Annotated in this window: 31 protein-coding genes; 15 read left to right on the top strand and 16 right to left on the bottom strand. The window is 63.0% G+C overall.

The features are described 5' to 3' along the window. Positions 1-111 precede the first annotated feature (111 nt). Complete coding sequence (locus GC1_RS17800) at positions 112-2,190, top strand: hypothetical protein (RefSeq protein WP_019296660.1); 2,079 nt, start codon at positions 112-114, stop codon at positions 2,188-2,190. A 38-nt stretch (positions 2,191-2,228) separates the two neighbouring features. Here the strand turns inward: GC1_RS17800 and GC1_RS17795 are convergent, their stop codons facing one another. The 12 genes from GC1_RS17795 to GC1_RS17740 all read right to left on the bottom strand — a co-directional run bounded on the left by GC1_RS17795 (position 2,229) and on the right by GC1_RS17740 (position 10,613). Further along, on the bottom strand, positions 2,229-2,564 hold the full coding sequence (locus GC1_RS17795) for a YegP family protein (RefSeq protein ID WP_019296659.1): 336 nt from the start codon (positions 2,562-2,564) through the stop codon (positions 2,229-2,231). Positions 2,565-2,670: 106 nt separating this feature from the next. Further along, positions 2,671-3,480 carry a tRNA (guanosine(37)-N1)-methyltransferase TrmD gene (gene trmD / locus GC1_RS17790; protein WP_019296658.1) on the bottom strand — a complete coding sequence of 270 codons (810 nt, stop codon included), beginning with the start codon at positions 3,478-3,480 and terminating at the stop codon, positions 2,671-2,673. A 173-nt stretch (positions 3,481-3,653) separates the two neighbouring features. Then, entirely contained in the window at positions 3,654-4,157 is a 504-nt protein-coding gene (gene rimM / locus GC1_RS17785) for a ribosome maturation factor RimM (RefSeq protein WP_019296657.1), read from the bottom strand. A gap of 153 nt (positions 4,158-4,310) precedes the next feature. Continuing rightward, complete coding sequence (bluB, locus tag GC1_RS17780; RefSeq protein WP_019296655.1) at positions 4,311-4,949, bottom strand: 5,6-dimethylbenzimidazole synthase; 639 nt, start codon at positions 4,947-4,949, stop codon at positions 4,311-4,313. Between the two features lie 4 nt (positions 4,950-4,953). Beyond that, the gene (gene rpsP / locus GC1_RS17775) at positions 4,954-5,322 is read right to left on the bottom strand and encodes a 30S ribosomal protein S16 (RefSeq protein WP_019296654.1); all 369 of its coding nucleotides are present in this window, start codon (positions 5,320-5,322) and stop codon (positions 4,954-4,956) included. 60 nt (positions 5,323-5,382) lie between these two features. Continuing rightward, entirely contained in the window at positions 5,383-5,691 is a 309-nt protein-coding gene (locus GC1_RS17770) for a chorismate mutase (protein WP_019296653.1), read from the bottom strand. Positions 5,692-5,805: 114 nt separating this feature from the next. Beyond that, on the bottom strand, positions 5,806-6,408 hold the full coding sequence (locus GC1_RS17765) for a GNAT family N-acetyltransferase (protein ID WP_019296652.1): 603 nt from the start codon (positions 6,406-6,408) through the stop codon (positions 5,806-5,808). A 61-nt stretch (positions 6,409-6,469) separates the two neighbouring features. After that, positions 6,470-7,180 (bottom strand): GNAT family N-acetyltransferase, encoded by a 711-nt coding sequence (locus GC1_RS17760; RefSeq protein ID WP_237754627.1) that lies wholly within the window; start codon positions 7,178-7,180, stop codon positions 6,470-6,472. After that, positions 7,177-7,722 carry a GNAT family N-acetyltransferase gene (locus tag GC1_RS17755; protein WP_019296650.1) on the bottom strand — a complete coding sequence of 182 codons (546 nt, stop codon included), beginning with the start codon at positions 7,720-7,722 and terminating at the stop codon, positions 7,177-7,179. Before GC1_RS17755 ends, GC1_RS17760 begins: the two co-directional genes overlap by 4 nt. Before the next feature lies 1 nt (position 7,723). Then, entirely contained in the window at positions 7,724-9,244 is a 1,521-nt protein-coding gene (gene ffh, locus GC1_RS17750) for a signal recognition particle protein (protein WP_019296649.1), read from the bottom strand. 219 nt (positions 9,245-9,463) lie between these two features. Then, entirely contained in the window at positions 9,464-9,955 is a 492-nt protein-coding gene (locus GC1_RS22530) for a hypothetical protein (protein WP_152610497.1), read from the bottom strand. 142 nt (positions 9,956-10,097) lie between these two features. After that, the gene (locus GC1_RS17740) at positions 10,098-10,613 is read right to left on the bottom strand and encodes a hypothetical protein (RefSeq protein ID WP_019296647.1); all 516 of its coding nucleotides are present in this window, start codon (positions 10,611-10,613) and stop codon (positions 10,098-10,100) included. Positions 10,614-10,887: 274 nt separating this feature from the next. On the opposite strand from GC1_RS17740, the gene GC1_RS17735 reads away from it, so the two are divergent. Both GC1_RS17735 and GC1_RS17730 read left to right on the top strand, forming a co-directional pair. Beyond that, on the top strand, positions 10,888-12,795 hold the full coding sequence (locus GC1_RS17735; RefSeq protein WP_019296646.1) for an elongation factor G: 1,908 nt from the start codon (positions 10,888-10,890) through the stop codon (positions 12,793-12,795). Between the two features lie 141 nt (positions 12,796-12,936). Continuing rightward, positions 12,937-13,464 (top strand): prolyl-tRNA synthetase associated domain-containing protein, encoded by a 528-nt coding sequence (locus tag GC1_RS17730; RefSeq protein WP_019296645.1) that lies wholly within the window; start codon positions 12,937-12,939, stop codon positions 13,462-13,464. Here GC1_RS17730 and GC1_RS17725 read toward each other — a convergent pair. Next, on the bottom strand, positions 13,461-14,213 hold the full coding sequence (locus tag GC1_RS17725; RefSeq protein WP_019296644.1) for an aspartate/glutamate racemase family protein: 753 nt from the start codon (positions 14,211-14,213) through the stop codon (positions 13,461-13,463). The genes GC1_RS17730 and GC1_RS17725 overlap by 4 nt on opposite strands. Before the next feature lie 123 nt (positions 14,214-14,336). Then, complete coding sequence (locus GC1_RS17720) at positions 14,337-14,918, bottom strand: FMN-dependent NADH-azoreductase (protein ID WP_019296643.1); 582 nt, start codon at positions 14,916-14,918, stop codon at positions 14,337-14,339. Between the two features lie 123 nt (positions 14,919-15,041). Here GC1_RS17720 and GC1_RS17715 point away from each other — a divergent pair, with 123 nt between their 5' ends. From GC1_RS17715 to GC1_RS17705, 3 genes are all read left to right on the top strand, one after another. Next, positions 15,042-15,920, top strand: coding sequence for a LysR family transcriptional regulator (locus GC1_RS17715; RefSeq protein ID WP_019296642.1), 879 nt, complete (start codon positions 15,042-15,044; stop codon positions 15,918-15,920). Further along, positions 15,908-16,813: an EamA family transporter gene (locus GC1_RS17710; RefSeq protein WP_019296641.1), complete on the top strand. Its 906-nt coding sequence runs from the start codon at positions 15,908-15,910 to the stop codon at positions 16,811-16,813. Before GC1_RS17715 ends, GC1_RS17710 begins: the two co-directional genes overlap by 13 nt. 111 nt (positions 16,814-16,924) lie before the next feature. Beyond that, a complete protein-coding gene (locus tag GC1_RS17705) occupies positions 16,925-17,335 on the top strand; it encodes a universal stress protein (RefSeq protein WP_019296640.1) in 411 nt (136 codons plus the stop codon). A gap of 12 nt (positions 17,336-17,347) precedes the next feature. Here the strand turns inward: GC1_RS17705 and GC1_RS17700 are convergent, their stop codons facing one another. Beyond that, positions 17,348-17,692, bottom strand: coding sequence for an ArsR/SmtB family transcription factor (locus tag GC1_RS17700; RefSeq protein ID WP_019296639.1), 345 nt, complete (start codon positions 17,690-17,692; stop codon positions 17,348-17,350). 90 nt (positions 17,693-17,782) lie between these two features. Here GC1_RS17700 and GC1_RS17695 point away from each other — a divergent pair, with 90 nt between their 5' ends. The 8 genes from GC1_RS17695 (at position 17,783) to GC1_RS17660 (ending at position 23,937) form a co-directional block, all read left to right on the top strand. Beyond that, the gene (locus GC1_RS17695; RefSeq protein ID WP_019296638.1) at positions 17,783-18,679 is read left to right on the top strand and encodes a DMT family transporter; all 897 of its coding nucleotides are present in this window, start codon (positions 17,783-17,785) and stop codon (positions 18,677-18,679) included. Between the two features lie 195 nt (positions 18,680-18,874). Beyond that, entirely contained in the window at positions 18,875-19,219 is a 345-nt protein-coding gene (locus GC1_RS17690; protein WP_175392902.1) for an AtpZ/AtpI family protein, read from the top strand. 40 nt (positions 19,220-19,259) lie between these two features. Beyond that, positions 19,260-20,060 (top strand): F0F1 ATP synthase subunit A, encoded by an 801-nt coding sequence (locus GC1_RS17685; RefSeq protein WP_019296636.1) that lies wholly within the window; start codon positions 19,260-19,262, stop codon positions 20,058-20,060. A gap of 88 nt (positions 20,061-20,148) precedes the next feature. Next, positions 20,149-20,385 (top strand): F0F1 ATP synthase subunit C, encoded by a 237-nt coding sequence (locus GC1_RS17680; RefSeq protein WP_008553903.1) that lies wholly within the window; start codon positions 20,149-20,151, stop codon positions 20,383-20,385. 83 nt (positions 20,386-20,468) lie between these two features. Then, the gene (locus GC1_RS17675) at positions 20,469-20,996 is read left to right on the top strand and encodes a F0F1 ATP synthase subunit B' (protein WP_019296635.1); all 528 of its coding nucleotides are present in this window, start codon (positions 20,469-20,471) and stop codon (positions 20,994-20,996) included. Between the two features lie 4 nt (positions 20,997-21,000). Then, the gene (locus GC1_RS17670) at positions 21,001-21,558 is read left to right on the top strand and encodes a F0F1 ATP synthase subunit B (protein WP_019296634.1); all 558 of its coding nucleotides are present in this window, start codon (positions 21,001-21,003) and stop codon (positions 21,556-21,558) included. Positions 21,559-21,813: 255 nt separating this feature from the next. Then, positions 21,814-22,869 (top strand): YjgN family protein, encoded by a 1,056-nt coding sequence (locus tag GC1_RS17665; RefSeq protein WP_019296633.1) that lies wholly within the window; start codon positions 21,814-21,816, stop codon positions 22,867-22,869. Further along, complete coding sequence (locus GC1_RS17660; RefSeq protein WP_052257602.1) at positions 22,870-23,937, top strand: M48 family metallopeptidase; 1,068 nt, start codon at positions 22,870-22,872, stop codon at positions 23,935-23,937. A gap of 3 nt (positions 23,938-23,940) precedes the next feature. Here the strand turns inward: GC1_RS17660 and GC1_RS17655 are convergent, their stop codons facing one another. Continuing rightward, entirely contained in the window at positions 23,941-24,711 is a 771-nt protein-coding gene (locus tag GC1_RS17655; protein ID WP_019296631.1) for a FadR/GntR family transcriptional regulator, read from the bottom strand. A 155-nt stretch (positions 24,712-24,866) separates the two neighbouring features. Here GC1_RS17655 and GC1_RS17650 point away from each other — a divergent pair, with 155 nt between their 5' ends. Continuing rightward, the gene (locus tag GC1_RS17650; protein ID WP_019296630.1) at positions 24,867-26,075 is read left to right on the top strand and encodes an aminotransferase-like domain-containing protein; all 1,209 of its coding nucleotides are present in this window, start codon (positions 24,867-24,869) and stop codon (positions 26,073-26,075) included. Positions 26,076-26,166: the final 91 nt, after the last annotated feature.

Genomic DNA, 26,166 nt, shown 5'->3' with positions numbered 1-26,166 from the left:
GATTTCTTTTTGATCGGCTGCGGATCTGCGGTTACCGTTCAAATACATTTATTTACGCAGCGTCAGCATATGCAGCCGGCCGGGCGCGCCTCACCAGGGAGGGGAGACAGCATGCCATTCAAAAAGATGGATATTTTCAACAGCGAACAGTCCTACAAGGCAGAATTGAAGAAGGAGCTCAAGAAGCTGGATGCCACACCGGGCGATTTCTACTTCTATGATGAGGTCACGCTGAACGGCGCAGCCCAGTCCATTCTGATTGTCGGCGAGGCGGCGCCGCCTCTGCTGAAGGAGCTGAAGTCCAAGGCCAAACAGCGGGCGGTGGGGCAGTGTTCTGTCAAGGATGGCACGCTGCGGCTCAGCCTGGTGAAGGGCAGGATGCCTGAAAAGAAGCTGAAGCCGCTGATGAAGGGCACCCAGTTCGGCTACGAGCTTGTGGCCATGGACCTGGATGCGGGCGGCGAAGTTGATCCGGACAAGCGTTTCCTGAAACGGCTGCAGGCGGTGGAAAGCCGCTTTGACAAAATCAAGGGCAGGATCACGGATGACGAGCGCAAGGAGCTGCGCATCCTGTTCGGGCAGATCGAGGAGCAGAAGGACACGGACCAGGCACAAGCGGCCAAGACCCTGATCGCCCTCAACACCCGGATGGAGGAGCTGATCAAGCTGATCGGCGGCGGCAAGGAGGCCTCCAAGGAAGAAACCAACGCCAAGACCCGGCTCAAGGCCACTACCGCCCGGTTCGACAAGGTCAAGGGCAAGATCATGGATGACGAGCGCAAGGCGCTTCGCCAGCATTTCGGGGCTGTGGCCGATCATTTTGAGAAGGGCGAATGGAAGCAGGCCTATGCCCGGCTGGAGGTGCTCGACAAGGAAATGGTCGGATATGTGAAGGCGGCGCTGGCGTCGGATGAGCAAGACGCGGAAAAGCGCAGCGAGGAGTTCGCGCAGTCGGATAGCGGCAAAGCAGCCAAGATGCTGGCCAGCCGGATCAAGGAGGAAATCGCGAAGCTGGGCAAGCTGGAAACGGCCGTGACCCGCGAAGCCGGGGTGCTGAAGGACTTGCAGGAAACCCTGTCAGGGCTGACCAAGGCCAAGGACATCAGCAAGAAGCAGCAGCAGGTCGACGCCAGCGCCGAGCGGCTGGAAAAGGCCAAACAGGTGCTGGAGCAGTCCCGCGGCCAGCTGCTGAAAAATGTCGAGGAGATGAAGGCCGAGAAGCTGGAGAAGGAAAAAGCCTTTGTCACAGCCTTGGGCAATATCAAGTCCCGCATCACGGCATTGGATGAAATGCTGGACAGCGTGCCGGTGGATCAGGCCCGCAGCCAGATCGAGGCGCTGATCAAGAAGCAGGCCGAGGCACAGCAATGGCAGGAAGAGCGCATCAAGGCAGAGGACGGCGGCGAAGGCCACGGCACCGGCCGCCACGGTGCGCAGACCGGCATGGAACGGCAGGCGATGCGGGCCTCTTCGCAGGACGGGGTGACCCCGGATCAGAGCGGCAATTCCGCCGGCACCGCGCAGGTGACCGAGAAGTGGAATAAGGTGAAAATCACCTATACCGAGGAGGACGGGAAACGGGTGATTGCCAACCGTTCGGAAGTCGAAAAGCAGATCGCAGCCAGCTTTGACCGCAAGCAGTACAGCGGCGGCAATGCCTCAATGTGGGCAACCCCGGTTCTTGAAAAGGAAGCCTTCGACCGGGCAACGTCCATTGCCGCAAAGTTCAAGGGGTTCACGCATTATGCCACCGGCAAAAAGACCCAGGCCAATCAGGTGACGGACGAACTGACCTCGCTGACCTTGAAGATGGGGCCGCCGGCCTCGGCGCCGGGCTGGGGCTATGCGCTCAAGCGTGACGGGGCTGCCGTTTCGCTCAACGATATCAAATCCGCGGTTTCCGACTTTGAACAGGGCAAATCCAGCCTGGATGACATGTTCAAGGCCCTGAACGTGAAACTGGTTGAAAAATCCGGTGGCGGCGGTGTGAAGATGGTGCCCCACTGCCTGGTTGTGCTGACCCGCTCGTCCACGGCTGGCGACTGGAAGTTCAAGACCCACTTCCCGGATGACCGGCTGGGCAGCAGTGATATTGGCTGGGAAACGGAGCGGAACCAGTCCAAGGGCGATGTCACCTTCAAGCAGGGAACAACGCTGACGGTCTGGAAAAACAACAAGATGCCGAACTAGCCGGCTGCGGCCGGGCCCGGACAGGGCCCGGTGCTGTTTCAGGCGGTCTGGTCGTCCAGCGCCGCGTCTGGCGCGTTCTTCTTGACCGACTCGATGCCGTTATCGCGGCCAGAGGCACTGGCGTAGCTTTGCGAGGTGCCGATCACCTGGCCGTTGGTGGCCTTGAGGTTGAACATGTGTTTGCCCGCGGCAGTTTCCTTGCGCTCATAGCGCGCGTCGTCGCCGGCATTCTTGCGGACCGATTCAATACCGTTCTCGGCGCTGGCCTTCTGCTTGTAGCCTTCGCTGGCCAGAATGTTTTCGCCATTGCCTGCCTTCAGGCGGAAGCGGAATTCGCCTGCGTTGTCTGTGTAGAGTTCAAATTTCCCAGCCACCCTGCTGTCTCCTGTCATTTAACTTATGCAGGAGGAGTAAAACACGGGTTCGCCAATGCGGCAACGGCTTGCATTGGGGAAAAGCCAGGCTGGTGCGTCACTTGCGCTATGGCTTGCCGCTGTCCTTGGCGCGGATGTAGGCCTCCCACAGGTCCGGGCGGCGGGCCTTGGTGATCTCTTCGCTCATCCCGTGGCGCCAGTCTGCGATCTTGCCGTGATGGCCGGACATCAGCACATCAGGGATTTCCCGGCCCTTCCATTCGGCAGGGCGGGTGTATTGCGGGTGTTCCAAAAGGCCCGAGGAAAAGCTCTCCTCCTCGGTCGAGGCGTGGTTGCCCAGAACCCCCGGAATCAGCCGCACGGTGGCGTCAATGAGCGCCTGTGCCGCCAGTTCGCCGCCAGTCATCACGAAGTCCCCCAATGAGACCTCCTGAATGCCGTAATGCTCCAGCACCCGTTCATCGACACCTTCGAACCGCCCGCAGAGCAGGGTGATGCCGTCGCATTGGGCGAAATTATGCATCATCTGCTGGTTCATCGGCCGCCCGCGCGGGGTCAGGTAGACCAGGGGCCAGTTGCCGCGGGTATCCGCCATCGTGTGTTCGATCGCTTCGCCCAGCACATCGGCGCGCAGCACCATGCCGGCGCCGCCGCCTGCGGGCGTGTCATCGACATTGCGGTGCTTGCCAACGCCGAATTCGCGCAGATCGGTGGTCTCCAGCTGCCAAAGGCCCTCCTGCAGCGCCTTGCCGGTCAGGCTTTCGCCCAGCACACCGGGAAAGGCCGCGGGAAACAGGGTGATGATCTTGGCCTTCCACACGCCAGCCAGGTCCGGCGTCGGCGTCATCAGCTCGCGCGGTTTCAGCGTGGGGCGGATGGCCTTGCGGCCATGGGAGCGGGAGGGCGTGTCTGTCATGGCGTCCTCATAGGCGATGGCGCGCTGCGAAGAAAGCGGAGTTATGCGAGGCTCTGCTTCGCGCTCCGGGATATTTTCGGCCAGATGAACAAGAGATCCAGTCTTCTTCTGGCAGGAAGTATCCTGGGGGTGAGCGCCAATGGCGAGAGGGGGCAAAGTCCCATATGCACCTTTCAGAACAGCCCTTCGGGCGGGTCGGCGACAATACGGCGCTGGGTCAGATCCACGGTTGGCACCGCTTCCAGGGTGAAGGGCAGCAGCACGGTTGCCTTGAGGCCGGGGCCGTGGATCTCCAGCAGGTCGGAGGCGCCGTGGTTCTGCACCGATTTCACCGTGCCCAGCAGCGTGCCGCCGGTGTCATAGACTTCCAGCCCGATCAGGTCGGTATGGTAGAACTCGTCATCCGGCAGCTGCGGCAGCTGATCGCGGCGGGCAAACAGCCGCAATCCCTTGATGGCGTCGGCCTCTTCCTTAGTTTCAACACCTTCCAGCAACGCGGCAAAGCCGTTCTTGATCGGGCGGGTGATGGTCAAGGAGTAGGTCTTGGTCCCGTCCTCATTGCTGAGCGGCGAGTAGTCCTCGATCTCTTCCGGAATGGCACAGAAGCTCTTGAGCCGCACCTCGCCGCGCACCCCGAAGGACCCGGAAATGGCGCCTACGCAGATCAGATCGCTCATGGTGTCAGTCCTTTGCACAGAACCCCGCGCGCAGCCATTGGCCGCCGGATTGTTCGCAGAGTTCGCTTTGATGGTTGCGTTCAAAGAAGATGCCCGCGGTAAAGGCCACTGCAACAAAAAACACAAGCCTTATCAACCGTCCCATGACAGGCCTCAGCGGGTTTCAAGCGGCAGGTCCGCCATCCGGCTTTCCCAGCCGGTTTCTTCCAGTTCCGGCGTGTCCGACAGCCGCTCCGGGTAGCCGATGCAGAAATAGCCGATCAGCTGCCAGCCCTTGGGCGCGTTCAGGTCGCGGTTCAGCAGCTGGGGGTCCAGCACCGAAACCCAGCCCAACCCCAGCCCTTCGGCGCGCAGCGCCAGCCAGAACAGGGTGATGGCGGTGACCACCGAATAGCGGCGCATCTCCGGCATGGTGGCGGCGCCCAGGCCGTGGCCCTGGGTGGTCTCATCGTCGCAGTAGACGGCCAGCTGCACCGGAGCATCGCGCATGCCGGACAGTTTCAGTTCCGCATAACGCTCAGCCTTTTCGCCGGAATATCCGGTCAGCGCCTGGGCATTGGCGGCCTCAAAATTCTTCAGCGCAGCGGCGCGGGCGGTTTCGCTTTCCACCCGCAGGATGCGCCAGGGTTCGCTCAAGCCCACGGACGGGGCGAGCTGAATGGCAGAGAGGCAGCGCATCAGCACTGCCTCCTCCACCGGATCGCTGCGGAACCGGCGCACGTCGCGCCGGAGCCGCATCAGCAGATCAAGCTGGCTGCGGAACTCTTCGGGAAAAGCGCCCCGCAGCTCCACGGAATTATTCCGCGTCTGCAGCTGCTTCGGCGGCTTCAGCAGCCTTTGCAGCTTTCTCTTCTGCGCGCTCCTGGGCTTTCTTGCCCGGGGTGCCTTTTTTCGGGTTGCTGCGCTCGGCCTTGGCGCGGACGCCTGCGGCTTCCAGCATACGGGCGATACGGTCGGTCGGCTGCGCGCCCTGGTCCAGCCAGTGCTGCACGCGCTCCAGGTCCATTTTCACGCGGTCTTCCGAATCTTTCGGCAGCAGCGGGTTGTAGGTGCCCAGCTTCTCGATGAAGCGGCCGTCGCGCGGCATGCGGCTGTCAGCAGCCACGATGCGGTAGAAGGGGCGTTTTTTGGAGCCGCCGCGGGCCAAACGGATTTTCATTGCCATGGGTACATCTCCTTTGATGGCGTTGTCCGGGGTATGCCCCGGTTGTCCTGTTGTTGGTTGTTATTCTTGGTGTTTCTTGTGGTGGCGGATGACTTCATCAATGATGAAGTTCAGGAATGCCTTGGCGAATTCAGGGTCCAGATCGGCCTGATCCGCCAGGTCTTCGAGCCGCGCGATCTGGGCCGCTTCGCGGGTGGGATCGGACGGGGGAAGGTCGTGTTCGGCCTTGAGCCGGCCCACCGCCTGGGTGTGCTTGAACCGCTCGCCCAGAGTATAGACGAGGATTGCATCCAGACGGTCGATGCTTTCGCGGTGGCCCTTCAGCAGCGCGGCTGCGCGGGCAACGGGATCTTGGATATCTGTTGTCATCGGGGTCTCCGCAATACAGCAGGGCGGGGTGCCGTCGAGGGGGTGCCAGGCGTGCACCGGCTGTGCACCACCTGTGCACCGCCGCAGCGCAGCATCCGGGAAATCGCGCGCAGTTCAGTCAATGGCCCAGCCCTCCGGTTTGAAGAGCGGATCGGCGTAATGGCTGATTTCCATGTCGATCCCATGCGCAATCTGGCTGTCCTTCAGGGCGTCCGGCGCGGGGTGGCGGTAGACGGCGTCGTTGCCGTCGATGGTGGCGGCGCCGTGGTCCTTGGCAGCGCCGAGCCGTTCCGCGAGCCGGATCGAGTCGAGATTCTTGGGGTCGATATAGCTGACCGCAGTCTCCCAGCCCAGTTCCGAATAGAAATGCCGCCGGGCGGCATGGGTAGCCTCCAGCGCGTAGCCCTTGCCTGCGGCATCAGGCCAGATGATCCAGGCGATCTCGCGCTCCGGCCAGCCTGCGGGCTGCCAGCCGCCGGCCATGCCGTAAGTCTCGCCGCTGGCCTTGTCGTGGATCATCCACATGCCGAAGCCGCGCACCTGCCAGTGGCCGATCTCGGCGGCATAGAGCATCCAGGCCTCGTAAGTGTTCAGCGGCCCGCCCATGAAACGGGAGCGGTAGGAGCTGAAGGTGGCCTTGAAGTCGGGGTAATCCTGCGCTTCGGGGCCGCGCAGCACCAGGCGGCGGGTTTCGATCACCGGGATGTCAAACGGCATCAGCGCGCTCCTTCCAGCGGAAGGGCGCGGCGGCGCCAGGATATGATCCCGCGCAGGCGCATCAGTGCAAAAGCCCCCGGGCGGCTTCAGGGCCGGAGCGGCGGGCGGCGGGCGAGTGGCGCCAGCAGCGCAGGCCGGGCGCCGGCTGCAGCGGGAAGGAGACCAGCCGTTCCGGCTGGGCGCCGGCGCGGCGGGCCAGGGCGATGGAGGCGGTGTTTTCTTCCGGCACGTAGGAGACGATGGTGTCCCAGCCGGCCGCGTTGAACAGCCAGTCCAGCACGCATTGCACGGCTTCGCTGGCATAGCCCTTGCCCTCGCCGGTCTCCATCAGGTGCCAGGACAGTTCCGGTTCCGGCCAGCCCTTGGGGAACCAGGGGCCGACCAGGCCCACGGTGTCGCCGGTGCTGCGCTCCACCACGGCAAACAGGCCGTAGCCGTGCAGGTGCCAATGGCCGATGATGGTGGCGATCGACCACCACAGAGAATCGGCGTCATCCGCGACATTGATGAACCGCGGCGCGTCCGGCGCCAGGAAGGCAGCCTGGGCGTCAAACTCCGGATCCGCCGGAGAAATCAGCATCAGCCGCTTGGAAACCAGCCGTGGATACCGCCGTTGCGCGTCTTTCATATCGTACCCCATTGCCCGGGCGGCAGGCCGCCCGGCGTCTTTTTCACCCATCCGGTGAAGGAGTATCGATGAGACTGCGTAATTTTCCGTTAAACGGTTGCGGGCCGCGCCGGGCTGCGCAGTGCGGGACAGATGGGAGGTCATGCGTAGGCCTCCATCCCGCCGTCGCAATCCGGCGCAAAATGGCGGTAAACGATGGTATCTTCCGAGGTCTCACCCAGCGGCAGCGGCGCGGCAAGGTCAGGTTTGCCGCCGAGCCTTTCGGCGACAGAGACCGACCTGCTGTTGCCGGGTGTGATATAGCTGACGAGGCTGCTGGCGCCCATTTCGGACCAGGCCCACAAAAGGGCGGCAGCGGCGGCTTCGGTGATGTAGCCATTGCCTTCGAACCCGCTGCACAGCGTCCAGCCGATCTCCGCCTCGGGGTAGTGGGCCGGTTTATTGATACCGACCTGGCCAACCAGTGCGCCGTCGTCAGCGCGCTCGATGGCCCAGCTGCCATGTCCCAGCAGGGACCAGCTGCCCACTTCAGCGGCAACAGTCTGCCAGCTGTCTTTCAGTGAAAACGGCCCGCCCATATAGCGTGCGCGGTCACTGCCCAGCACATCGTGAAGCGGCGCAAAGTCCGACATCACGTGGTGGCGCAGCTTCAGGCGCGCAGTGGATATGGTGGGCGCAGTGGTCAACTTACTTCTTCTTGCCAAAACCGCTGAGGCCGGCGGGCAGGCCCATGCCGCCGCCAAGACCGGGGAGGCCGCCGGGCAGGCCGCCTTTGCCGCCCATTGCCTTGGCTGCCGCTTCCAGCGCCTTGGGGTCCATCTGGCTGGGGTCCATGCCGCCCATATCCGGCATGCCGCCTTTGCCGAACATGCCCTTCATGGCCTGTTTCAGCATCTTGCCTTTGCCCATCTTGCCCATCTTCTTCATCACATCGGCCATCTGCCGGTGCATCTTCAGAAGCTTGTTGAGGTCGGAGACTTCCATGCCGGAACCGGCCGCGATGCGCTTCTTACGGGAGGCCTGCAGCAGGGCGGGGTTGGCGCGTTCCTTCTTGGTCATCGACTGGATCATGGCGATCTGGCGCTTCAGCACCTTGTCGTCCATGCCCGCGTCCTGCACCTGCTTGGCCATTTTTCCCATGCCGGGCATCATCTGCATCATGCCCTCCATGCCGCCCATCTGGAGCATCTGTTCAAGCTGCATCTTCAGGTCGTTCATGTTGAACTGACCCTTCATCATGCGCTTCATCATCTTCTCGGCCTGTTCGGCCTCGATGGTTTCCTGGGCCTTTTCGACCAGCGCCACGATGTCGCCCATGCCCAGGATGCGGCCGGCGATCCGGTCCGCCTCGAAGGTCTCCAGCGCGTCCATCTTCTCGCCCAGGCCGACAAAGCGGATCGGTTTGCCGGTGACAGCGCGCATCGACAGCGCCGCACCGCCGCGGCCGTCGCCGTCCATCCGGGTGAGGACCACGCCGGAGATGCCGATCTTGGCGTCGAATTCCTCGGCCACCTCGACGGCGACCTGGCCGGTCAGGCCGTCGACCACCAGCAGGGTCTCGCGCGGGGAGACCACGTTGCGGACGTCCTCAACCTCCTGCATCAGGGTCTCGTCGATGTGCAGGCGGCCGGCGGTGTCCAGCATGTAGACGTCATAGCCGCCCAGGGTCGCCTGCTGCTTGGCGCGTTTGGCGATGTCGACGGGTTTCTGGCCGGGCACGATGGGCAGGGTGTCGACGCCGATCTGGGTGCCGAGGACAGCCAACTGGTCCATCGCCGCCGGGCGGTAGACGTCGAGCGAGGCCATCAGGACCTTCTTGCCCTCTTTCTCCTTCAGCCGTTTCGCCAGCTTGCCGGTGGTGGTGGTCTTACCGGAGCCCTGCAGGCCGACCATCAGAACGGGGGCGGGCGGGTTGTCGACCTTGAGCTTGCCGGGGTCTTCGTCGCCGCGCAGCACGTCGACCAGCGCGTCGTGGACGATCTTGACGACCTGCTGGCCCGGGGTCACGGATTTGGTGACCGCCTGGCCGGTGGCCTGTTCCTGAACCTTTTTGACGAAATCGCGGGCAACCGGCAGCGAGACGTCGGCCTCCAGCAGGGCCACGCGAACCTCGCGCAGGGCGGATTTGACGTCTTCTTCGTTCAGGGCACCCTGTTTGGTCAGCCGGTCAAAGACGCCGGATAGGCGTTCGGATAGATTTTCAAACATGCCTGCGGCCTCCTAATGCCGGTTTCAACGTGTGGCGCCCCCGTATGTAGGGGACAAGCGAACCATGCGCAAATGCCCGCCGGTCCTGGTGTCAGTCGTGGGGGCAAACCAAACGAGTTTGCCCCCACGGGCGTAACACGCTGGTGGGGGGCGATCCCTGGCACGGGCAGGGACCGGAAGACTCAGATCTCCCGGATGTTTGGGCAGGCGATACGCGGATTAGGGGCCGGAGTCAACCTTTGCGGCTTCCAGCCAGTCGTTGACGCGGTTTGCTGTTTCAATATGTGCAGAGGAAGTGCCAGGGCGCGAGATCAGCGGGCGGAAGAAGTAGCCTTCATCCGATTTGATCAGCAGTGAGGGCTGGTATTCCGGCTTGCCCGTTTCTGATGCCGCAATGTCGAGCGTGTAGGTTTCTACCGCAGCTAGTGGGACCTTCAGTTCATCGAATTGGAGGGCTGTCTTTCTGCGATGGGTCATTTGATCACTTTGCCGGTCGAAAATCAGTTGGCTTCGATCCAGGCTCAATGCGGCCAGTCCGAGCAAAACAACTGCTATAGCTGCCAGAACCGCAGCAATTGAGATGTCTCCGTGCCAAGTCCACCTAAGAGAATAAAAGGCCGGGACCAGTGCGATGATGCTCAGCGCAACCGGCGCCAGCCAGTCTTGATACTCTAATATCAATTGATCCGGCGTTTCACGGGTGATCTGCATCTGTAGTTATGCCTTGCTTGGCAGAGGGGAAATGGCTCAGGAGAATTCTGAAATTGTGCGAGCAGGAGTTAGTAGCTCTGACAATAGCGACGGTTTCAACTAAAAAACGTGCCTGGAACGGGATGGCGAAGATGCTTGTCAGTTACTGAGAGTGTTCCTGCATTTGTTCGCTGGCCGGCAGCCAGGCATTGATCGCCTCCGCCAGGTGCTGGGCGCCGCGGCCGTTGGTGTAGGCCTCGACCACCGGGTGGCGGCCGGCGCTCATGCCGCCGTCGAGCACCAGAACCGGGCGGTGGAGCGTGCGGGTGCGGCCCTCGCGGCGGCTGGTGGTGCTTTCCACCTCGGCGTGGGAGAGGTCGGCGAGATGGTGCTCCACCTTGCTGTAGCCGAACACCGACTGGCGCCGGATCACCACGCTGCCGCCGGGGCGGTCGAGGATCACCTGCACCCGGCGCACGAACAGGCAGAAGGCCAGCGCGCCCATGCCGCCGCCCACCAGGGCAAAGACGAGGCCTGGCAGGATCAGGTCGCCGCCCTGGCTGAGCATGCCGAGGCCGGCGCCGGCAAAGACCAGGATGAAAAAGACAAGCATGATGCCGATCAGCCAGGGTGTATCGGACAGGATCAGCTGTTCGGGCGTGTTGCGGGTGATTTTCATGGGAATAGCTTACCCAAGGGAAAGCCGGTGGAGAGGGGAAATCGGCGGCGGATGCGTCAAAACTGTGCGCGGGGTGCCGCCGCTACGCCCTCTGCGCGCTTGACTCAGGGGCGGACGCTTGGCCAACATCGAGAACGGCCCCTTGTTGCCCACTCACCGGCAGGGGGCGCTCAGAAGAGCACCGAGGCAGATCTTTGGCACAGGCAAGCTGCACGCCGTTGGCGGCTGCGGTCCTAGGCGGGCATTCGCATCAGCTAAGGGAGGATCTGAGAACATGCGCGTTTTCACTATTCTGGGACCGTCGCAGTCCGGCAAATCAACGCTGGCTACGGCGCTGGCCAATCTGGACAGTGCCGCGGGCAAGAGGCAGGAGGTTGCAGGCGTCGCCGCTTTGCAGCCTTTTTCATTTATGGGGGAGGACTGGGCCGCGATCGACATCGCAGGCGGCGCCGATAACCTGGCGCAGGCGGGGCCGGCCTTGGCCGCCAGCGATGCTGCTGTCCTTTGCGTTCCGGCGGATGCCGGCGCTGCGGTCCTCAGCGCGCCTTACTTGCGCAAGCTGGAGGAGGCGGGAGTTCCCGCCTTTATTTTTGTCAATCGTATGGACCAGGCAGCGGACCGGGTGGCGGAAATCGTTGCCGCGCTTCAGGCCTATTGCAGCCACAACATCATCCTGCGGCAGGTGCCGATCCGCGAGGATGGTCAGGTTGTGGGTGCTGTGGATCTGATTTCCGAACGCGCATGGCAGTATCAGGAGGGCAAGCCCTCGGCGCTGATCGAGCTGCCGGTGGCGATGTACGCGCGTGAGCAGGAGGCGCGCACTGAGCTTTTGGAGGCGCTGGCGGATTTTGACGACACGCTGCTGGAGGAGCTGATCGAGGATCAGCAGGTGATGGCGGAGGAGGCCTATGAGGTGGCCACCAAGGTGCTGCAGCACAACGACCTGATCCCGGCGCTGATGGGATCGGCAGAGCACAAGAACGGGATCATGCGGCTGATGAAGTCGCTGCGCCATGAGGCCCCGGATGTGGGTGTGGCGCTGGAGCGGCTGTCGCAGGATGGCAAAGTGGTGGCGGTCGGCTGTATGGCGGATCTGGTCAAGCATCTGGGCAAGACGGTGATGGTGCGGGCGCTGGACGGCAGTGTCGGCAACGGCGTGCCGGTTGGCGGTGCGGCGTTGGGATCGCTGACCGGCATGGGATCGGCAGCCAATACCAGCCTGACGCCGGGCGACATGGGGCAGGCGGTGAAGTCTGACCATCTGAACCTGGGCTTTGCCTATGGGCCGGACGGAGCATCGCCGCTGCCGGAGTGGGCGCAGCCGCGGCCCTCGACCTTCCGGCGGGTGATCACCCCGGTGAATGAGCGCGACGATGCGCGCCTGTCCACCGCGCTGGAACGGCTGGCGGAAATCGACCCGGCGCTGGTGCTGGGCCAGGACGAGGCCAGCGGCCATGTGCTCTTGAACCTGCAGGGGCCGCTGCACATGCGCCGGATCAAGCAGGCGCTGAAGGACGAGTTCGGCGTCGAGGTGGAAGAAGGGGCGGTGCCGCCGGCCCTGCGCGAAACCATCAAGAAATCCGTGCAGGTGCATCACCGGCACCGCAAGCAGTCGGGCGGTGCGGGCCAGTTCGCCGATGTGGTGATCGAGGTGAAGCCCTTGCCGCGCGGCAGCGGGTTTGTGTTCGAGGAAACGGTGAAGGGCGGCGCGGTGCCCAAGAACTACATCCCCTCGGTCGAGGCGGGCGCGCGCGAGGCGCTGGCGCTGGGCCTCAATGGCCATCCGGTGGTGGATGTCTGCGTGACGCTGAAAGATGGCAAGCACCATTCGGTCGACAGCTCCGACTATGCGTTCCGCACCGCGGGCAAGAACGCGGTGAAGGAGGCGCTGGCGGAGGCCGGCGCGGTGCTGCTGCAGCCGATCATGCGGGTGCATATCCATGTGCCGTCGGTGTTCACCGGCGGGCTGGTGCCGGTGGTGAGCGGCATGAAAGGCCAGATCCTGGGCTTCGAGGCCGAAGACGGCGTCGCGGGCTGGGACGTGTTTGAGACGCTGCTGCCGATGTCGGCGCAGGATGATCTGTGCAGTACCCTGGCCAGCGCCACCCGCGGCACCGGCTGGTTCAGCACCGATTTCGACCACTACGAAGAGGCGCGGCGGGCGGATTTCGCCGAGGCGTGATCTGGCCAGGCGGCGGGCGGTCGCGCCCGCCCTTCACAGAGATGGCGCAAAACGGGGCGCAGGGGGCGGAACACCTCTTGCGTCCCGTGGCCGTTTTTTGTGATCTGCGCTGCAAACCGGAACGGCTTGCGGAGTAAGATCATGGATGCGTCATCGGCCTATCAGGATAGCCTGCCCATCTCCTCGGATGCGCTGCTGAAGCAGCTGGACGACTGGGGTATTGCTTATCAGCTGCATACCCATGTGCCGCTGCGCACGGTGGAGGACGCCAAGGGCGTCGAGGAGCAGTTCATGGTGCCGGGCGAAAACGCGCTGCGGCTGAAGAACCTGTACCTGCGGGACAAGAAGAAGCGGAATTATCTGGTGACGCTGCAGCAGGACCGCGAGATCGACCTGAAGGCGCTGGGCGCTGAGCTGGGCATCGGAAACCTGTCCTTCGGCTCAGCCGACCGGCTGCTGGAGAACCTCGGCATCCGTCCCGGCGCGGTCAGCCCGCTGGCAATGATCACCGGCGCGGAGAAAGGCGTCACCTTCTATATGGATGCACAGGCGCAGGAAGCTGACGTGATCTATATGCACCCGCTGGTCAACGACCGCACGGTGGCGATGAAGCGCGATGATGTGATGGCGTTCTTTGAGCGCATCGGCGTTGAGGTGCGCTGGGTCTAACCGGCCTTTTCGTCCGCCAGCGCCAGATCCAGCGCGGCGGTAACATGGGCGGCGGAGGGGTTCACGAACAGGAAGCCGCCTGCCTCGAAGCTGACGTCGTCGATATGATCGGGGAAGGCCAGCGGCAGTTCGGTGCAGGCCAGCAGGATGGCGGTGCCGGGCTGCGCGTGTTTGCTGCAAAACCGCAGCAGGCGGTCCTGTGCGGTGGCGGAAGCGCCGCCGTAGAAATCCTCGTCGATCATTGCCTGCATCTCGGCGATTTCAGCCTCTGGAAGGGTATCGTTCGCACCGACTCCGTGTGCGGCAAGCACGCTGGCATAGTTGCGGGCCTGCATGGTGACGGCGGTGCCCAGCACAAGCGCGCGTGTGGCGCCGGTTGCGGCGGTGGCTTCTGCGGTGGCGTCGAAGATGCTGAGGATCGGCATCACCACGCCCTCGCGGATCGCGTGCAGGCGGGCGTGCGGGGTGTTGGAGGCGATGAGGGCAAAGTCGCAGCCGGCGCGTTCCAGCGTCAGCATCGCCTCGCGGAAGACGGCATCAAAAGCGGCCCAGCTGGCCTCATCCCCCGGGCGGCCGCGCAAGGCGCGGGTCTGGGCCTGCACTACGGATTCGATGGTGATCGGCGGCACCGGTAGCGGCGAGCCCGCGCCGCGGTCCGCAAAGAACCGCCCGGCGCCCTCGCAGATGGCGCGGTAGTAATCGAGGGTGGAGGCCCAGCCGACGCCGCCGAGAATGCCGATCTTCTTCATGGGAATGCCTGTGGTTTGAAATGCGGATGCGGGCAGAGTGGCACAGGCCCCGCCGCGCTGCCAAACGCAAAAAGGCCGCCAGCCGGGGGTGGCTGGCGGCAGGAGCGCGGGGCAGTGCGGGGATCAGGCCGCCAGCGCTTCGATTTGGTTTTTCGCTTTGGCCAGGGCGCCCTCGGCGTCGATGGACATGGCGTCGGCGGCCACGATCTCAACCTCGGTGATGCCGATGAAACCCAGCACATGGCGCAGGTAGGTGGTGGCAAAGTCAATGTCGGATCCGGCCTGGGTGCCGCCGGAGGCCACGGCAATAATGGCGCGCTTGCCTTCCAGCAGGCCGATGGGGCCGGTTTCCTCGTAGCGGAAGGTGACGCCGACGCGGGCCACCAGGTCAATCCAGGCCTTGAGCGTGGAGGGCACCGAGAAATTGTAGATCGGCGCGCCGATCACGATGGTGTCGGCCTGTTTCAGTTCCGCGACCAGCGCATCGGAGAGGGCGAGCAGCTGCTTGTCTGCCTCGCTGCGCTGGTCGGCCGGGGTGAAGTTGGCGCCGATCCAGGCGCCGTCCAGCAGCGGCAGCGGCGCGGCGAGGTCGCGGCGGATCACAGTGTCCGCGTCCAGGCGGCTGACGATCTGTGCGGAGAGGTCCCGGGTCACCGAGCCTTCGGTGCGGGCGGAGGAGTCGAGGTGCAGAACGGTGCGGGTCATTTTGGGTTCCTGTGCTTGTTGCTGACGGAGATTTGGGTTATTGCATTTGCGAACGCAACGCCGCAAAAGTAACATCGAGTGTGCGCGTGTGCGCATGTCGCGCGGATTGGCAAGGAGGCAGCCATGGACAATTGGGATGAGGTGCGCACCGCCTATCAGGTCGCCCGGATGGGCACGGTCAGCGGTGCCGCCGAAGTGCTGGGCGTGCACCATGCCACGGTGATCCGCCATATCGACGCCATCGAGGCACGGCTGGGGGTGAAGCTGTTCCAGCGCCACGCCCGCGGTTACACGCCGACGGAGGCTGGGCAGGACCTTTTGCGAGTGGCGCAGGCAACCGATGACCAGTTCAGCCAGCTGGTCGGTCGGCTGAAGGGGCAGGGTGATGATGTCTCCGGTGAGCTGGTGGTGACGTCGCTGGCGTCTTTTGCACCTATGCTGGTGCCGGCGCTGAAGGAATTCCAGGACATGCACCCGGGGCTGATCATCCGCTATCTGACCGGCGACCGCCTGTTCCGGCTGGAATACGGCGAGGCGCATGTGGCGGTGCGGGCGGGCAACGCCCCGGATCAGCCGGACAATGTGGTGCAGCCCTTCATCAAGCAGCAGGTCGGGCTTTATGCCTCCAAGGCCTATGCCGAAAAATACGGCGTGCTGCAGGGTGTCGAGGACATGGCCAATCACCGCTTCATCGGCAATGACGATGAAAACAGCCGCGCGCCGTTTTCGCGCTGGCTGCGGACCCATGCGCCGGCTGACGCGATCTCGTTCCGCTGCTCCAACGGGTTCACCATGCAGAACGCGGTGCACAGCGGCGCGGGCATTGGGTTCATGGCAGCCTGGGAGGCCCGGCAGAACCCGAACCTGGTGGAAATGATGGCGCCGCAGGAAGAATGGGAGGGCACCCTTTGGCTGGTGACCCATGTGGACCTGCACCGCACCACCAAGGTGCAGGCGTTTTTGAAGTTCCTCAAGGAACAGGCCAAGGAATGGCAGCTGTGAGCGAGGCGCTGCGCGGGCATCTGGCGATGCTGCTGTTCTCGGCGCTGGTGGCGGGGTCGTTCTCGCTGGGCGTGATGGTGGCGAATGAGATTGCGCCGGCGGCGCTGAACGCGGCGCGGTTCGGCATTGCTGCGGTGGTCATTGGCGTTGCCGCCATGGCGACCACCGGAATGCGGCGGGTGCATTTTCAGGCGCCGTGGCGGTTTGCGGTTCTGGGCGGGCTGTTCGGCGGCTACTTCGTGCTGATGTTCTACGGGCTGCAGACCGCGGCGCCGGTCAGCGCGGCGGCGGTGTTCACGCTGGTGCCGGTGATGAGCGCGGGGTTCGGCTGGCTGCTGTTGCGGCAGGTCACCACCCGCTGGATGGCGCTGGCGCTGTCGATCGGGGCCGCGGGCGCGGTCTGGGTGATCGTGCGCGGCGACCTAGGAGCGCTGGCGGCATTTCAGATCGGACAGGGCGAGATCATCTATTTCTGGGGCTGCGTGCTGCACGCGATCTACACGCCGATGGTGCGCAAGCTGAACCGCGGGGAGCCTGCGGTGGTCTTCACCTTCGGCATGCTGCTGGCGGGCGGCGGGCTGCTGGCGGCGTTCGGCTGGCAGGACATTCTGGCGACCGATTGGATGCAGCTGCCGGGCATTGTCTGGATCGGGTTGTTCTATCTGGCACTCTTTGCCAGCGCGGCCACCTTTGTGCTGCTGCAATACGCAACCCTGCGACTGCCCTCGGCCAAAGTGATGGCATACACCTATCTGACCCCCAGCTGGGTGATCCTGTGGGAGATTGCGCTGGGCCGCGGCGCGCCGCCGGGCATGGTGCTGATCGGGGTGGTGATGTCGGTGGCCGCACTGGTGATGCTGCTGGAAGGCGACGCCAAGCCGGTGCGCGCCTGAACGCTGCCCGCCTGAGCACTTCCTGCTGGGCGCGCTTGCGGCAGGTCAACGCAAGCCCCCTGTTTTCCTGTATACTGGTCCCGAGGGACACGTCAGGAGAAGGAGGGAAAGATGTTCAGACATATCATGGTGCCCGTCGACCTGCACATGCCCCCGGCGGTCAAGAAGGCCTTGAACGTGGCCGCGGATTTTGCCGCCAATCATGGCTCACGCGTGACGCTGGTCCATGTGACGGGCGAGCAGATTGAAGGCGCACACACCCTGGGGCCGTCCGGGGATGAATTGGCTGCACTGGCCAGCAAGATGGCCGAAAGCAGTGGCGCAAGGGTTGAGGCGCTGCCAGTGCATTCCGTGGATGTGGGGTCGGAGATGGACTCTATCCTGGCCCGGACCGCCAAGGAGCTGGAGGTGGACCTGATCGTGATCGCAACACATATGCCCGGCATCCTGGACTATGTGTTCTCGTCCCACGCCAGCCATCTGGTGCTGCATTCCGAAATTTCGGTGTTTGTCGTCCGCTAGGGGCCAGTGGCCCTAACTGCCGGTCTGGCTGTCCTCTGACAGGTGCTCTGCCTCCAGGAAGCGCTCGAAGGCATCCAGGTTCACCGGCTCGAACTGGCCGAAGCCCTGCATCCAGACAGAGGCGGCGCGCATGGCGTCGGGCTGCAGCTTGCACCATTTGACCCGGCCGCGCTTTTCCTGCGCGATGAGGCCGGCGCGGGTGAGGATGGTCAGGTGCTTGGAAATGGCCGCCAGTGACATCTCGAACGGCTCTGCCACGTCGGTCACGGCCATGTCGTCCTCCAGCAGCATGGTCAGGATCGCCCTGCGGGTCGGGTCGGCCAAGGCTGCAAAGACGGTGTCGAGGGTGTCGCTCATGCCTGATACTCCTAAAGGGCAAGAAGCGGGTCGACAATCCTGCAAAAACTGCGATGGATCGGTGCAAGGCATTTCGAGGGAGCAGTTGGCATGGCGTTGCGCTATTGGGCGGTGATCTTCATTCTGGGCATCGGCTGGGGCATGTCCTTCATGTTCAACGCCATCCTGTTGCGCGAGCTGGGGCCGCTGTCGGTCTCTATGGGCCGTGTGGGCTTTGGAGCGCTGGGCTGCTGGATCTATGTTCTGGCAGCGCGCAAAAAGGTGCCCGCTGGCGCCGGGCGCTGGCTGGCGCTGTTCGGGTTCGGCGTGCTCAGCTATGCCGGGCCCTTTGCATTCTACGCGCTGGGCCAGCAGCATATCGCCAGCGGCGTGGCGGGGATCGTCAATGCGACCACACCTGCGCTGGCGGTGGTGGTGTCGCATTTCTGGCCCGGCGGCGAGCGGGCCACGATGCTGAAATCGCTGGGAGTGATCTGCGGGTTCCTCGGGATCGTGCTGCTCTCGCTGCCGATCCTGGAGGGCGGCCAGTCCTCGGAAGCCTGGGCGGTGCTGATCACCCTGTGCGCGCCGCTGTGTTATGCCTTCTCCGTCAATTTCGCGCGCAGCTTCAGGGATATGGAGCCGGTGGTGCTGGTGGCGATCGCGCTGACCGGGTCGACCGCGGCAATTGCGCCGCTGGCGTTGTGGAGCGAGGGGCTGCCGGTGATCACGCGTATGGAAACCTGGGCGTCGCTGCTGGTGATCGGCTTTGTGCTGACCTCGGCGGCCTTCATCGCGTTCTACTGGGTGCTGCCCAAGGTGGGGCCGACCAATATCACCATGCCGACGCTGATTGCGCCGGTGTCGGCGCTGTTTCTGGGGACTTACATTCTGGGCGAGACGCTGCTGGCAGAGCACCTGTGGGGCATGGCAGCAATCTTGGCAGGGCTGCTGCTGATCGATGGGCGGATTGTGCGCTGGCGGCTGCCGAAACCGCCCGCCGGCTAAAATCAACCTTTTGGTTGAATATGGATTCCGGCGCAGTTTGGCGCTAACGGCGGCTGCGGCAGAGCGGCGCGGCGCATAGGGGTTGGCGAAATATTGCGCATAAACAATGGGGTATGCATATTTTGAATCTTCAATCCTTGTAATTGACTCCTAGGCCCTGTGGCCTTAGCACCCTCACTAGAAATTCGCGTGAGGATGGCGCCCGTGACCGATGACGACCAAAAGCAGCGCATGGCGCAGCTGGAGGAGAAATTGGCGGCGGCGCGTAAGGCCCAGGAGCCCAAGCCGCGCGCGGATGAGCATTATTCCCTGGCCAATCAGGCCTGGCGGATGGTGATCGAATTGGTGGCCGGTCTCGGGATCGGCTTTGGCATCGGATACGGGCTGGACCATCTGTTTGGAACCCTGCCCATCTTCATGGTGCTGTTCATAATGCTGGGCCTGGCGGCTGGGGTGAAGACGATGCTTCGCACCGCGCAGGAAATCCAGAAAGAGAAACTGGCCGAAGAGGCCGACAAAAATGCGCAAGACCGGGATTGATCCGACGGGATCGGCGACCGGCGACAGGAGAAGCGGACCGATGGGCAAAATTTTCTTTTTCGCAGCTCTGGCACTGGTAGTTGTGTCGGGTCTGATTTTCGCTCCGGCGGAAGCAAAGCTGGCGATCCATCCGATGGATCAGTTCCAGGTGAGCGCGCTGTTCGGCGATCACATCTCCTGGTACACCCCGACCAACGTGACCCTGTGGATGGCGCTGGCTGTTGCCGCCGTGTTCGCGCTGCTGGTTCTGGGCTCCTCGCGCCGCGCCATCGTGCCGGGCCGCGCCCAGTCGGTTGCGGAACTGGCCTATGGCTTCATCTACAAAATGGTTGAGGACGTGGCCGGCAAGGACGGCGTCAAGTTCTTCCCCTACATCATGACCCTGTTCATGTTCATCGTGATGGCCAACTTCCTGGGCCTGATCCCCGGCTCCTTCACCACCACCTCGCATATCGCGGTGACCGCGGTTCTGGCGGCGCTGGTGTTCGTGACCGTGACCGTGGTTGGCTTCGTCAAGAACGGTGTCGGCTTCCTGGGCCTATTCTGGGTGTCGAGCGCGCCGCTGGCGCTCCGCCCGGTCCTGGCCATCATCGAACTGATTTCCTACTTCGTGCGCCCGGTCAGCCACTCCATCCGTCTTGCCGGTAACGTGATGGCCGGCCACGCGGTTCTGAAAGTGTTCGCAGGCTTCGCCGCGGCACTGGGCATGTTCAGCTTCCTGCCGATCTTTGCCATCACCGCGGTTTACGCACTCGAAGTTCTGGTGGCCTTCATTCAGGCCTACGTGTTCACCATCCTGACCTGCGTGTACCTGAAGGACGCACTGCACCCGAGCCACTAAGGCCAGGATCTGAAAGCTTACCGGGCGGCGCCCTGAGCGGTCCCGCCCACCCTAGAAATCACCACATTCCATCGTAAGGAGAGAAATCATGGAAGGCGATATCGCACAACTCGGTCAGTTCGTCGGCGCAGGCCTGGCAGCAATCGGTTCCGGCGCAGCCGCAATCGGTGTGGGCCACGTGGCTGGCAACTTCCTGGCAGGCGCTCTGCGTAACCCGTCGGCAGCTGCCGGCCAGACCGCAACCCTGTTCATCGGCATCGCGTTTGCAGAAGCACTGGGCATCTTCTCGTTCCTGGTCGCTCTGCTGCTGATGTTCGCCGTCTAAGACCTTAGGAACCTATTTCCTTACGGCCGGGCAGTGCAGATCCTGCGCTGCCCGGTGTAACGGCAAGTTCCTGGGAGGACGACATGGCATCAAATACGCAAGAGGCAGCACACGGCGGCGGTTCCGCAATGCCGCAGCTGGACTTCTCGACCTTCGGGAACCAGATCTTCTGGCTCGTGGTCGCCCTGGTCGTGATCTACCTCATCCTGTCGCGCGTCGCGCTGCCCCGCATTGCTGCGGTGCTGGCCGAGCGTCAGGGGACCATCACCAACGACCTCGCCGCGGCTGAAGACCTGAAAGCCAAGGCTGTCGAGGCCGAAAACGCATATAACAAAGCTCTGGCGGATGCCCGTGCGGAAGCGCAGCGCATCGCTGCCGAGACCCGCACAGAAATTCAGGCCGGGCTGGATGAGGCCATCGCCAAAGCAGACGAACAGATCGCTGCCAAGGCTGCCGAATCCGAGAAGGCTATCGCCGAAATCAAGGCTGGCGCGCTGGAAAGCGTGAAGGCCGTGGCCACCGATACTGCAGAAGCGCTGGTTTCTGCTCTGGGCGGTTCGGCAGACAAAGACGCAGTTGCCGCGGCAGTTGCCGAGCGGACGAAAGGATAAGGACATGCGCAATATTCTCGCTCTTGCCCTGACCCTTGGCGCGGCTTCGCCCGCGTTTGCGGCCGGCGGCGGCATGGACCTGTCCAACACCAACCTGGTTGTTGCGCTGGCGTTCATCCTGTTCATCGGCATCCTGCTGTTTGCCAAGGTGCCGTCGCTGCTGGCTGGCCAGCTCGACAACCGCGCCGAAGGCATCCAGAAGGAACTGGACGAAGCCCGCGCCCTGCGTGAAGAGGCCCAGACCGTTCTGGCGTCTTATGAGCGCAAGCAGCAGGAAGTTCAGGCCCAGGCCGATCAGATCGTGGCTGCCGCCCGTGACGAAGCTGCCCGTGCAGCTGAACAGGCCAAGGCCGATCTGCAAACCTCCATCGCCCGCCGTCTGGCGGCTGCCGAGGAGCAGATCGCTTCGGCAGAGGCTTCGGCTGTGAAAGAAGTGCGCGACCAGGCGATCTCCATCGCTGTTGCCGCTGCGGATCAGGTGATCTCCAAGCAGATGACCGCCGCCGAGGCCAACAAGCTGATCGACGCCGCCATCGCGGATGTGGACGCCAAGCTGCACTAAGCGCTGGCTGATACAGACAAGTTAAAAGAACCCGGTCCGAGTGGCCGGGTTTTTTACTGGCGGCAGGCAACGCTGGCGTTTTGACTTGCAAGTGCAACCTTTCCCGGCATGAGGCGCGCCTTTGGGCAACAGGACTGCATTTAAAGTTGTCCAGTCTGGAAATGTTCTTCCTATGCAGGTAGGCAACCCGCATGTTTTTTGGGCATGGCCGGATTACGGAAAAGCGGCCTGCGGCATTATTGGAGACATTGGCAAATGAGCGCAAACATCAGCGGATTTGAGTTTCGCGGCAATGCGAAAGAATGGTTTGGGATCTGGATTGTAAATCTTTTGCTCAGCATCCTGACGCTGGGCATCTATTCGGCTTGGGCTAAAGTCCGCCGTCACAAGTATTTCTACAACAACACTTATGTCGAAGGCCGCAACTTCGACTATCACGCAACCGGAGGCCAGATTCTTGTCGGGCGGCTGATCGTTTTCGGGGCCTTTGTGATCTACAACATTATTCTGACGATGGTACCCATGCTGGCTCCGGTTCTGCTGCTGGCATTGGTTTTCGTCTTTCCCTGGCTGATCATCCGGGCGATGATGTTCAATGCGCGGATGACAAGCTTTTCCAACGTCCGCTTCGGTTTCTCGGCGGGGTACGGAAAGGCCTTTCTCGTCTACTTGATCTATCCCATCCTTACTGCGCTCACCGCCTATCTGACCTTCCCGCTGCTGGACCGGGCAGTCAAACGCTTCAGCATTGACAACCACAGCCTGGGCACCGCAGCGTTTCATTTCGAGGCGCCTTTGGGGCCATTCTACAAAGCCTTCTTTGCCGCTCTGGCATGGGTGGTGATCGTCGGGGCCGCGGTTTTTGCACCGCTGGGCACAACGGTCATGACTTCCTTCCAGGACTCCTTTGCATCGCCGAATCCGGACCCAACCGCGGTGCTGCTCTTCATGGCCGGCTTCTACGGGATCTTTTTCCTCGCGTTCCTGCCGGCTGTCCTGCTGTATCACGCGATGACCCGGAACGCCGTGTACAACAACACCGCGTTGGAAGGGGGACATCAGTTCAGGTCCGATATCTCCGCAGGCACCCTTATGTGGCTCGCTGTGACCAACATGGTTGCCGTGGTCTGCAGCCTGGGTTTGCTTTTGCCGTGGGCTCAGGTCCGCATGGTCCGGTATCTGACCGCCCATACCGGGGTGGTGCTGGGATCGTCTCTGGACAGCTTTGTTGACGTGCAGGGCCGCCGGACCTCTGCTGTGGGCGATGCCTATACCGATTTCGAAGGCATTGACGTGGGGCTCCCGGTCTAAATGGGAGCAAACTATCCTTTGCCGGTAAAGATCGAAGGGCGCGCCTATGCGCGCCTTTCGTCCCGCTTGATGCAGGCAGACTTGCTGTTGCACCTTGAGCCTCAAGGCACGGCCGTGAGGCAGGTGGATATCGTCACCCGTGATGGGGAGACGCTTGGCAGTTCCGCCTGGGCGGACGTCTCGCTGGATCCGCCGCTGGGGCGCCAGCCGCGCCGGCTGACGCTGCCGGATGGCACGATGTTTGAAACGGATGACCACGATGCCGTCCTGACGCTGAGCGGCGGCGCCGGCGGCGATTGGTTGCATGCGCTTGAGCAATTCCGGCCGCGTCTTGCCGCATTTACGGCCCTGGCGGTCCTGTCCGCATTCCTGGTCTGGAAATACGGCCTGGACGTGCTGGCGTCGGCAGCTGCGGCGATGACCCCTCCTGTCGTGCTGCAGCAGATGGACCGGGGCACCATTGAAGCTGTGGATTTTGCTCTGATGGAGCCCTCCGAACTTGGTGCAGATGAAAAGGAACGCGCCAGAAGGGTATTCCAGACGCTTCTGGAACATCTGCAGGACACCCCGAATGGTGTCAGTTTTCAATTGCTGTTCCGCGAGATGCCTGGAATGGGACCCAATGCTGTCGCCTTGCCTGGCGGCACCGTTATGGTGTCCGACGCGTTCATGGACCGTTTTCCTGGCGAGGACGTTCTGGCCGGGGTCCTCGGGCACGAAATCGGTCATGTGGTAGAGCAGCACGGACTTCGCCAGGTTTACCGCTCACTCGGCCTGTATGCGGTTGTAGCATTTGTGGCCGGGGACACCGGGCCCTTGCTTGAGGACATTCTGCTTGAAGGCAATGTACTGCTGTCGCTGCAGTACGGCCGGGAGCAGGAGGCTTTGGCGGATGAATTCGGCGTTCAGCTGGCCGCGCGTGCGGGGTATGCGCCCGAAGGGCTGATAACCTTCTTTGAAACCGTGCAGTCCGAAATGGCCGAGCCACCGGAGTGGATGTCATCGCATCCGAACTCAGCGGCCCGTATTCAGTCCATAGAAGATGCTATCCGGCAACTGCAACGCTGACGGTTACCCCTTCCCCGTCTCATGCTCCAGCCGCTGCTTTGCCACCTCGGCGTTGCGCTCAGCCCGTTGGTGGTCGGTGAGGGCCTGTTTGACATAATCCAGATGCGCCTCGACCGCGGTGCGGGCGGCTTGCGGGTCGCGGGCCTGCAAAGCGGCGTTGATGGCGCGGTGCTGCTCCAGAAGCGCCTCATAGGTGGTGTGCTGCTGGAACATGATGCGGCGGTTGTAGAACACGCCCTCACGCAGCAGATCGAACATTGAGCGCATCATGTGCAGCATGATCACGTTGTGGCTGGCGTCCATGATGGCGGAGTGGAACTGGGCGTCGAGCTTGGCCGCTTCCTCGGACACGGCGGGATTGCCGGCTGCTTCCATCTTGTCGAAGATCGCCTGGATCACCTGCAGGTCGTAGTCCGACCCGAACCGGGCTGCGCGCTCGGCAGCGAGCCCTTCCATGTCGCGGCGGAAGGAGAGGTAGTCGAACACCGCCTCATCATGGGTGGCGAAAAGCTGGATCAGGGCAGGGGAGAAGGCGGAACCCAGAACATCGGCCACAAACACGCCGGAGCCGGCCTTGGACGCCAGCAGGCCGCGGTCTTGCAACTCACCGATGGCATCGCGCAAGGAGGGGCGGGAAACGCCGAGCCGTTCGGCCAGTTCCCGTTCGGCAGGCAGCCGTTCACCGGGCGACAGGATGCCGCGCAGGATCAGCTGCTCGATCTGCTTGACGACGGAGGCGGAGAGTTTCTCGGGCTGGACTTTCTGGAAGGGCATCTGGTCGCTCTGGCGGATTGGTCAATTTATATGACCACGCGGGGCGGGTGGCTGCAAGAGCAACGCATCACGAAGGCTGTAACAATAGGTCAGCATTATTGACTTTATTTTGGAGCCTCCTACCGTGATCATGGAAGCTCAGCGAGGAGAGAGCCATGCAGCTGGACCAGATCTTTGCCACCCGCAACAGCCGGATGAAGGCGTCCGAAATCCGTGAATTGCTGAAACTGCTGGACCAGCCGGACATCATCTCCTTTGCCGGCGGTATCCCCGATCCGGCGTTGTTCCCGGCGGATGAGTTCGCCGAAGCCTTCAAGACCGCGCTGACGCCGGAGCGGCAGGTGCAGGCGCTGCAGTATTCCGTGAGCGAAGGCTACCTGCCGCTGCGCCAGTGGATCGTGGCGGAGATGGCGAAGATCGGGATTGTCTGCGAGGCTGAGAACGTGCTGATCACCTCCGGCTCGCAGCAGGCGCTGGATTACCTGGGCAAGCTGTTCCTGTCGCCGGGTGACACTGCTCTGGTCGGCTGGCCGACCTACCTGGGGGCGCTGGCGGCCTTCAACGCTTATGAGCCGCGCTATGACCGGCTGTCGCTGAATGGAAACCGCACCGCGGAAAGCTATGCCGAAGGCGCGGCGGAGGCCGGCAGCGCGGTGAAATTCGCCTATCTGTCGCCGGACTTTGCCAATCCGACCGGCGAGACACTGGACCACGCCGGGCGGCTGCGGCTGTTGGACATCGCGGGCACGCTGGACTGTGCCATCATCGAAGACGCGGCCTATCAGTCGCTGCGCTATGACGGGGAGCCGGTGCCGCCGGTGCTGGCGCTGGAGATTGAACAGAAGGGCTCGATCGAGGACTGCCGGACGATTTACTGCGGCACCTTCAGCAAGACGCTGGCACCGGGCGTGCGGATCGGCTGGGCGGTGGCGGCCAAGCCGGTGATCGCGCAGATGGTGCTGCTGAAACAGGCGGCGGATCTGCATACCTCATCGATCAACCAGATGGCGGTGCATGGCGTTGCAGAGGCCTGTTTCGGCGAACATGTTGAGCAGCTGCGCGCGGTTTATCAGCGCCGCCGCGACGTGATGCTGGCGGCCATGGCGGCACATATGCCGGAGGGCGTGGAGTGGACCCGGCCTGAGGGCGGGATGTTCATCTGGGTGACCCTGCCGGATGGCATGAGCGGCGCAGACCTGCTGGCGCGTTCGCTGGAGACGGAACGGGTGGCCTTTGTCCCCGGCCAGGCGTTTTTTGCCGATGGCAGCGGCCAGAACACGATCCGGTTGAGCTTCTCCAATTCCAACCATACAGCCATCGAGGAAGGCATTGCCCGGCTGGGGCGGTTGTTGCGGTCCCTTTGAGGCCTGACAGGCTGCTGCTTGGCAAAACACCGCCGGATCCTGCGGGTTATCCACAAGATATGGTGTGTTTTGAGCAGAATTCGCCCCGATT

The sequence above is a fragment of the Leisingera sp. ANG1 genome (genome assembly GCF_000203975.2).
In the GTDB taxonomy this organism is placed as follows: domain Bacteria; phylum Pseudomonadota; class Alphaproteobacteria; order Rhodobacterales; family Rhodobacteraceae; genus Leisingera.
Note: the sequence above shows the minus strand (reverse complement) of the source record. Positions and strands in the feature narration are given on the sequence as shown.

What these genes read in the sequence shown, in the direction of transcription:
- rimM (WP_019296657.1), bottom strand. Translation starts at nt 4,157, where the DNA reads ATGAGCGATCTGATCTGCGTAGGCGCCATTTCCGGGTCCTTCGGGGTG.
- ffh (WP_019296649.1), bottom strand. Translation starts at nt 9,244, where the DNA reads ATGTTTGAAAATCTATCCGAACGCCTATCCGGCGTCTTTGACCGGCTG.
- GC1_RS17765 (WP_019296652.1), bottom strand. Translation starts at nt 6,408, where the DNA reads ATGCCGTTTGACATCCCGGTGATCGAAACCCGCCGCCTGGTGCTGCGC.
- rpsP (WP_019296654.1), bottom strand. Translation starts at nt 5,322, where the DNA reads ATGGCAATGAAAATCCGTTTGGCCCGCGGCGGCTCCAAAAAACGCCCC.
- trmD (WP_019296658.1), bottom strand. Translation starts at nt 3,480, where the DNA reads ATGACAGACACGCCCTCCCGCTCCCATGGCCGCAAGGCCATCCGCCCC.
- GC1_RS17695 (WP_019296638.1), top strand. Translation starts at nt 17,783, where the DNA reads ATGGCGTTGCGCTATTGGGCGGTGATCTTCATTCTGGGCATCGGCTGG.
- GC1_RS17770 (WP_019296653.1), bottom strand. Translation starts at nt 5,691, where the DNA reads ATGACAACAGATATCCAAGATCCCGTTGCCCGCGCAGCCGCGCTGCTG.
- GC1_RS17660 (WP_052257602.1), top strand. Translation starts at nt 22,870, where the DNA reads ATGGGAGCAAACTATCCTTTGCCGGTAAAGATCGAAGGGCGCGCCTAT.
- GC1_RS17690 (WP_175392902.1), top strand. Translation starts at nt 18,875, where the DNA reads ATGGCGCCCGTGACCGATGACGACCAAAAGCAGCGCATGGCGCAGCTG.
- GC1_RS17735 (WP_019296646.1), top strand. Translation starts at nt 10,888, where the DNA reads ATGCGCGTTTTCACTATTCTGGGACCGTCGCAGTCCGGCAAATCAACG.
- GC1_RS17670 (WP_019296634.1), top strand. Translation starts at nt 21,001, where the DNA reads ATGCGCAATATTCTCGCTCTTGCCCTGACCCTTGGCGCGGCTTCGCCC.
- GC1_RS17725 (WP_019296644.1), bottom strand. Translation starts at nt 14,213, where the DNA reads ATGAAGAAGATCGGCATTCTCGGCGGCGTCGGCTGGGCCTCCACCCTC.
- GC1_RS17730 (WP_019296645.1), top strand. Translation starts at nt 12,937, where the DNA reads ATGGATGCGTCATCGGCCTATCAGGATAGCCTGCCCATCTCCTCGGAT.
- GC1_RS17665 (WP_019296633.1), top strand. Translation starts at nt 21,814, where the DNA reads ATGAGCGCAAACATCAGCGGATTTGAGTTTCGCGGCAATGCGAAAGAA.
- GC1_RS17650 (WP_019296630.1), top strand. Translation starts at nt 24,867, where the DNA reads ATGCAGCTGGACCAGATCTTTGCCACCCGCAACAGCCGGATGAAGGCG.
- GC1_RS17675 (WP_019296635.1), top strand. Translation starts at nt 20,469, where the DNA reads ATGGCATCAAATACGCAAGAGGCAGCACACGGCGGCGGTTCCGCAATG.
- GC1_RS17715 (WP_019296642.1), top strand. Translation starts at nt 15,042, where the DNA reads ATGGACAATTGGGATGAGGTGCGCACCGCCTATCAGGTCGCCCGGATG.
- GC1_RS17760 (WP_237754627.1), bottom strand. Translation starts at nt 7,180, where the DNA reads ATGACCTCCCATCTGTCCCGCACTGCGCAGCCCGGCGCGGCCCGCAAC.
- GC1_RS17700 (WP_019296639.1), bottom strand. Translation starts at nt 17,692, where the DNA reads ATGAGCGACACCCTCGACACCGTCTTTGCAGCCTTGGCCGACCCGACC.
- GC1_RS17655 (WP_019296631.1), bottom strand. Translation starts at nt 24,711, where the DNA reads ATGCCCTTCCAGAAAGTCCAGCCCGAGAAACTCTCCGCCTCCGTCGTC.
- GC1_RS22530 (WP_152610497.1), bottom strand. Translation starts at nt 9,955, where the DNA reads ATGCAGATCACCCGTGAAACGCCGGATCAATTGATATTAGAGTATCAA.
- GC1_RS17720 (WP_019296643.1), bottom strand. Translation starts at nt 14,918, where the DNA reads ATGACCCGCACCGTTCTGCACCTCGACTCCTCCGCCCGCACCGAAGGC.
- GC1_RS17800 (WP_019296660.1), top strand. Translation starts at nt 112, where the DNA reads ATGCCATTCAAAAAGATGGATATTTTCAACAGCGAACAGTCCTACAAG.
- GC1_RS17740 (WP_019296647.1), bottom strand. Translation starts at nt 10,613, where the DNA reads ATGAAAATCACCCGCAACACGCCCGAACAGCTGATCCTGTCCGATACA.
- GC1_RS17685 (WP_019296636.1), top strand. Translation starts at nt 19,260, where the DNA reads ATGGGCAAAATTTTCTTTTTCGCAGCTCTGGCACTGGTAGTTGTGTCG.
- GC1_RS17680 (WP_008553903.1), top strand. Translation starts at nt 20,149, where the DNA reads ATGGAAGGCGATATCGCACAACTCGGTCAGTTCGTCGGCGCAGGCCTG.
- GC1_RS17705 (WP_019296640.1), top strand. Translation starts at nt 16,925, where the DNA reads ATGTTCAGACATATCATGGTGCCCGTCGACCTGCACATGCCCCCGGCG.
- GC1_RS17710 (WP_019296641.1), top strand. Translation starts at nt 15,908, where the DNA reads ATGGCAGCTGTGAGCGAGGCGCTGCGCGGGCATCTGGCGATGCTGCTG.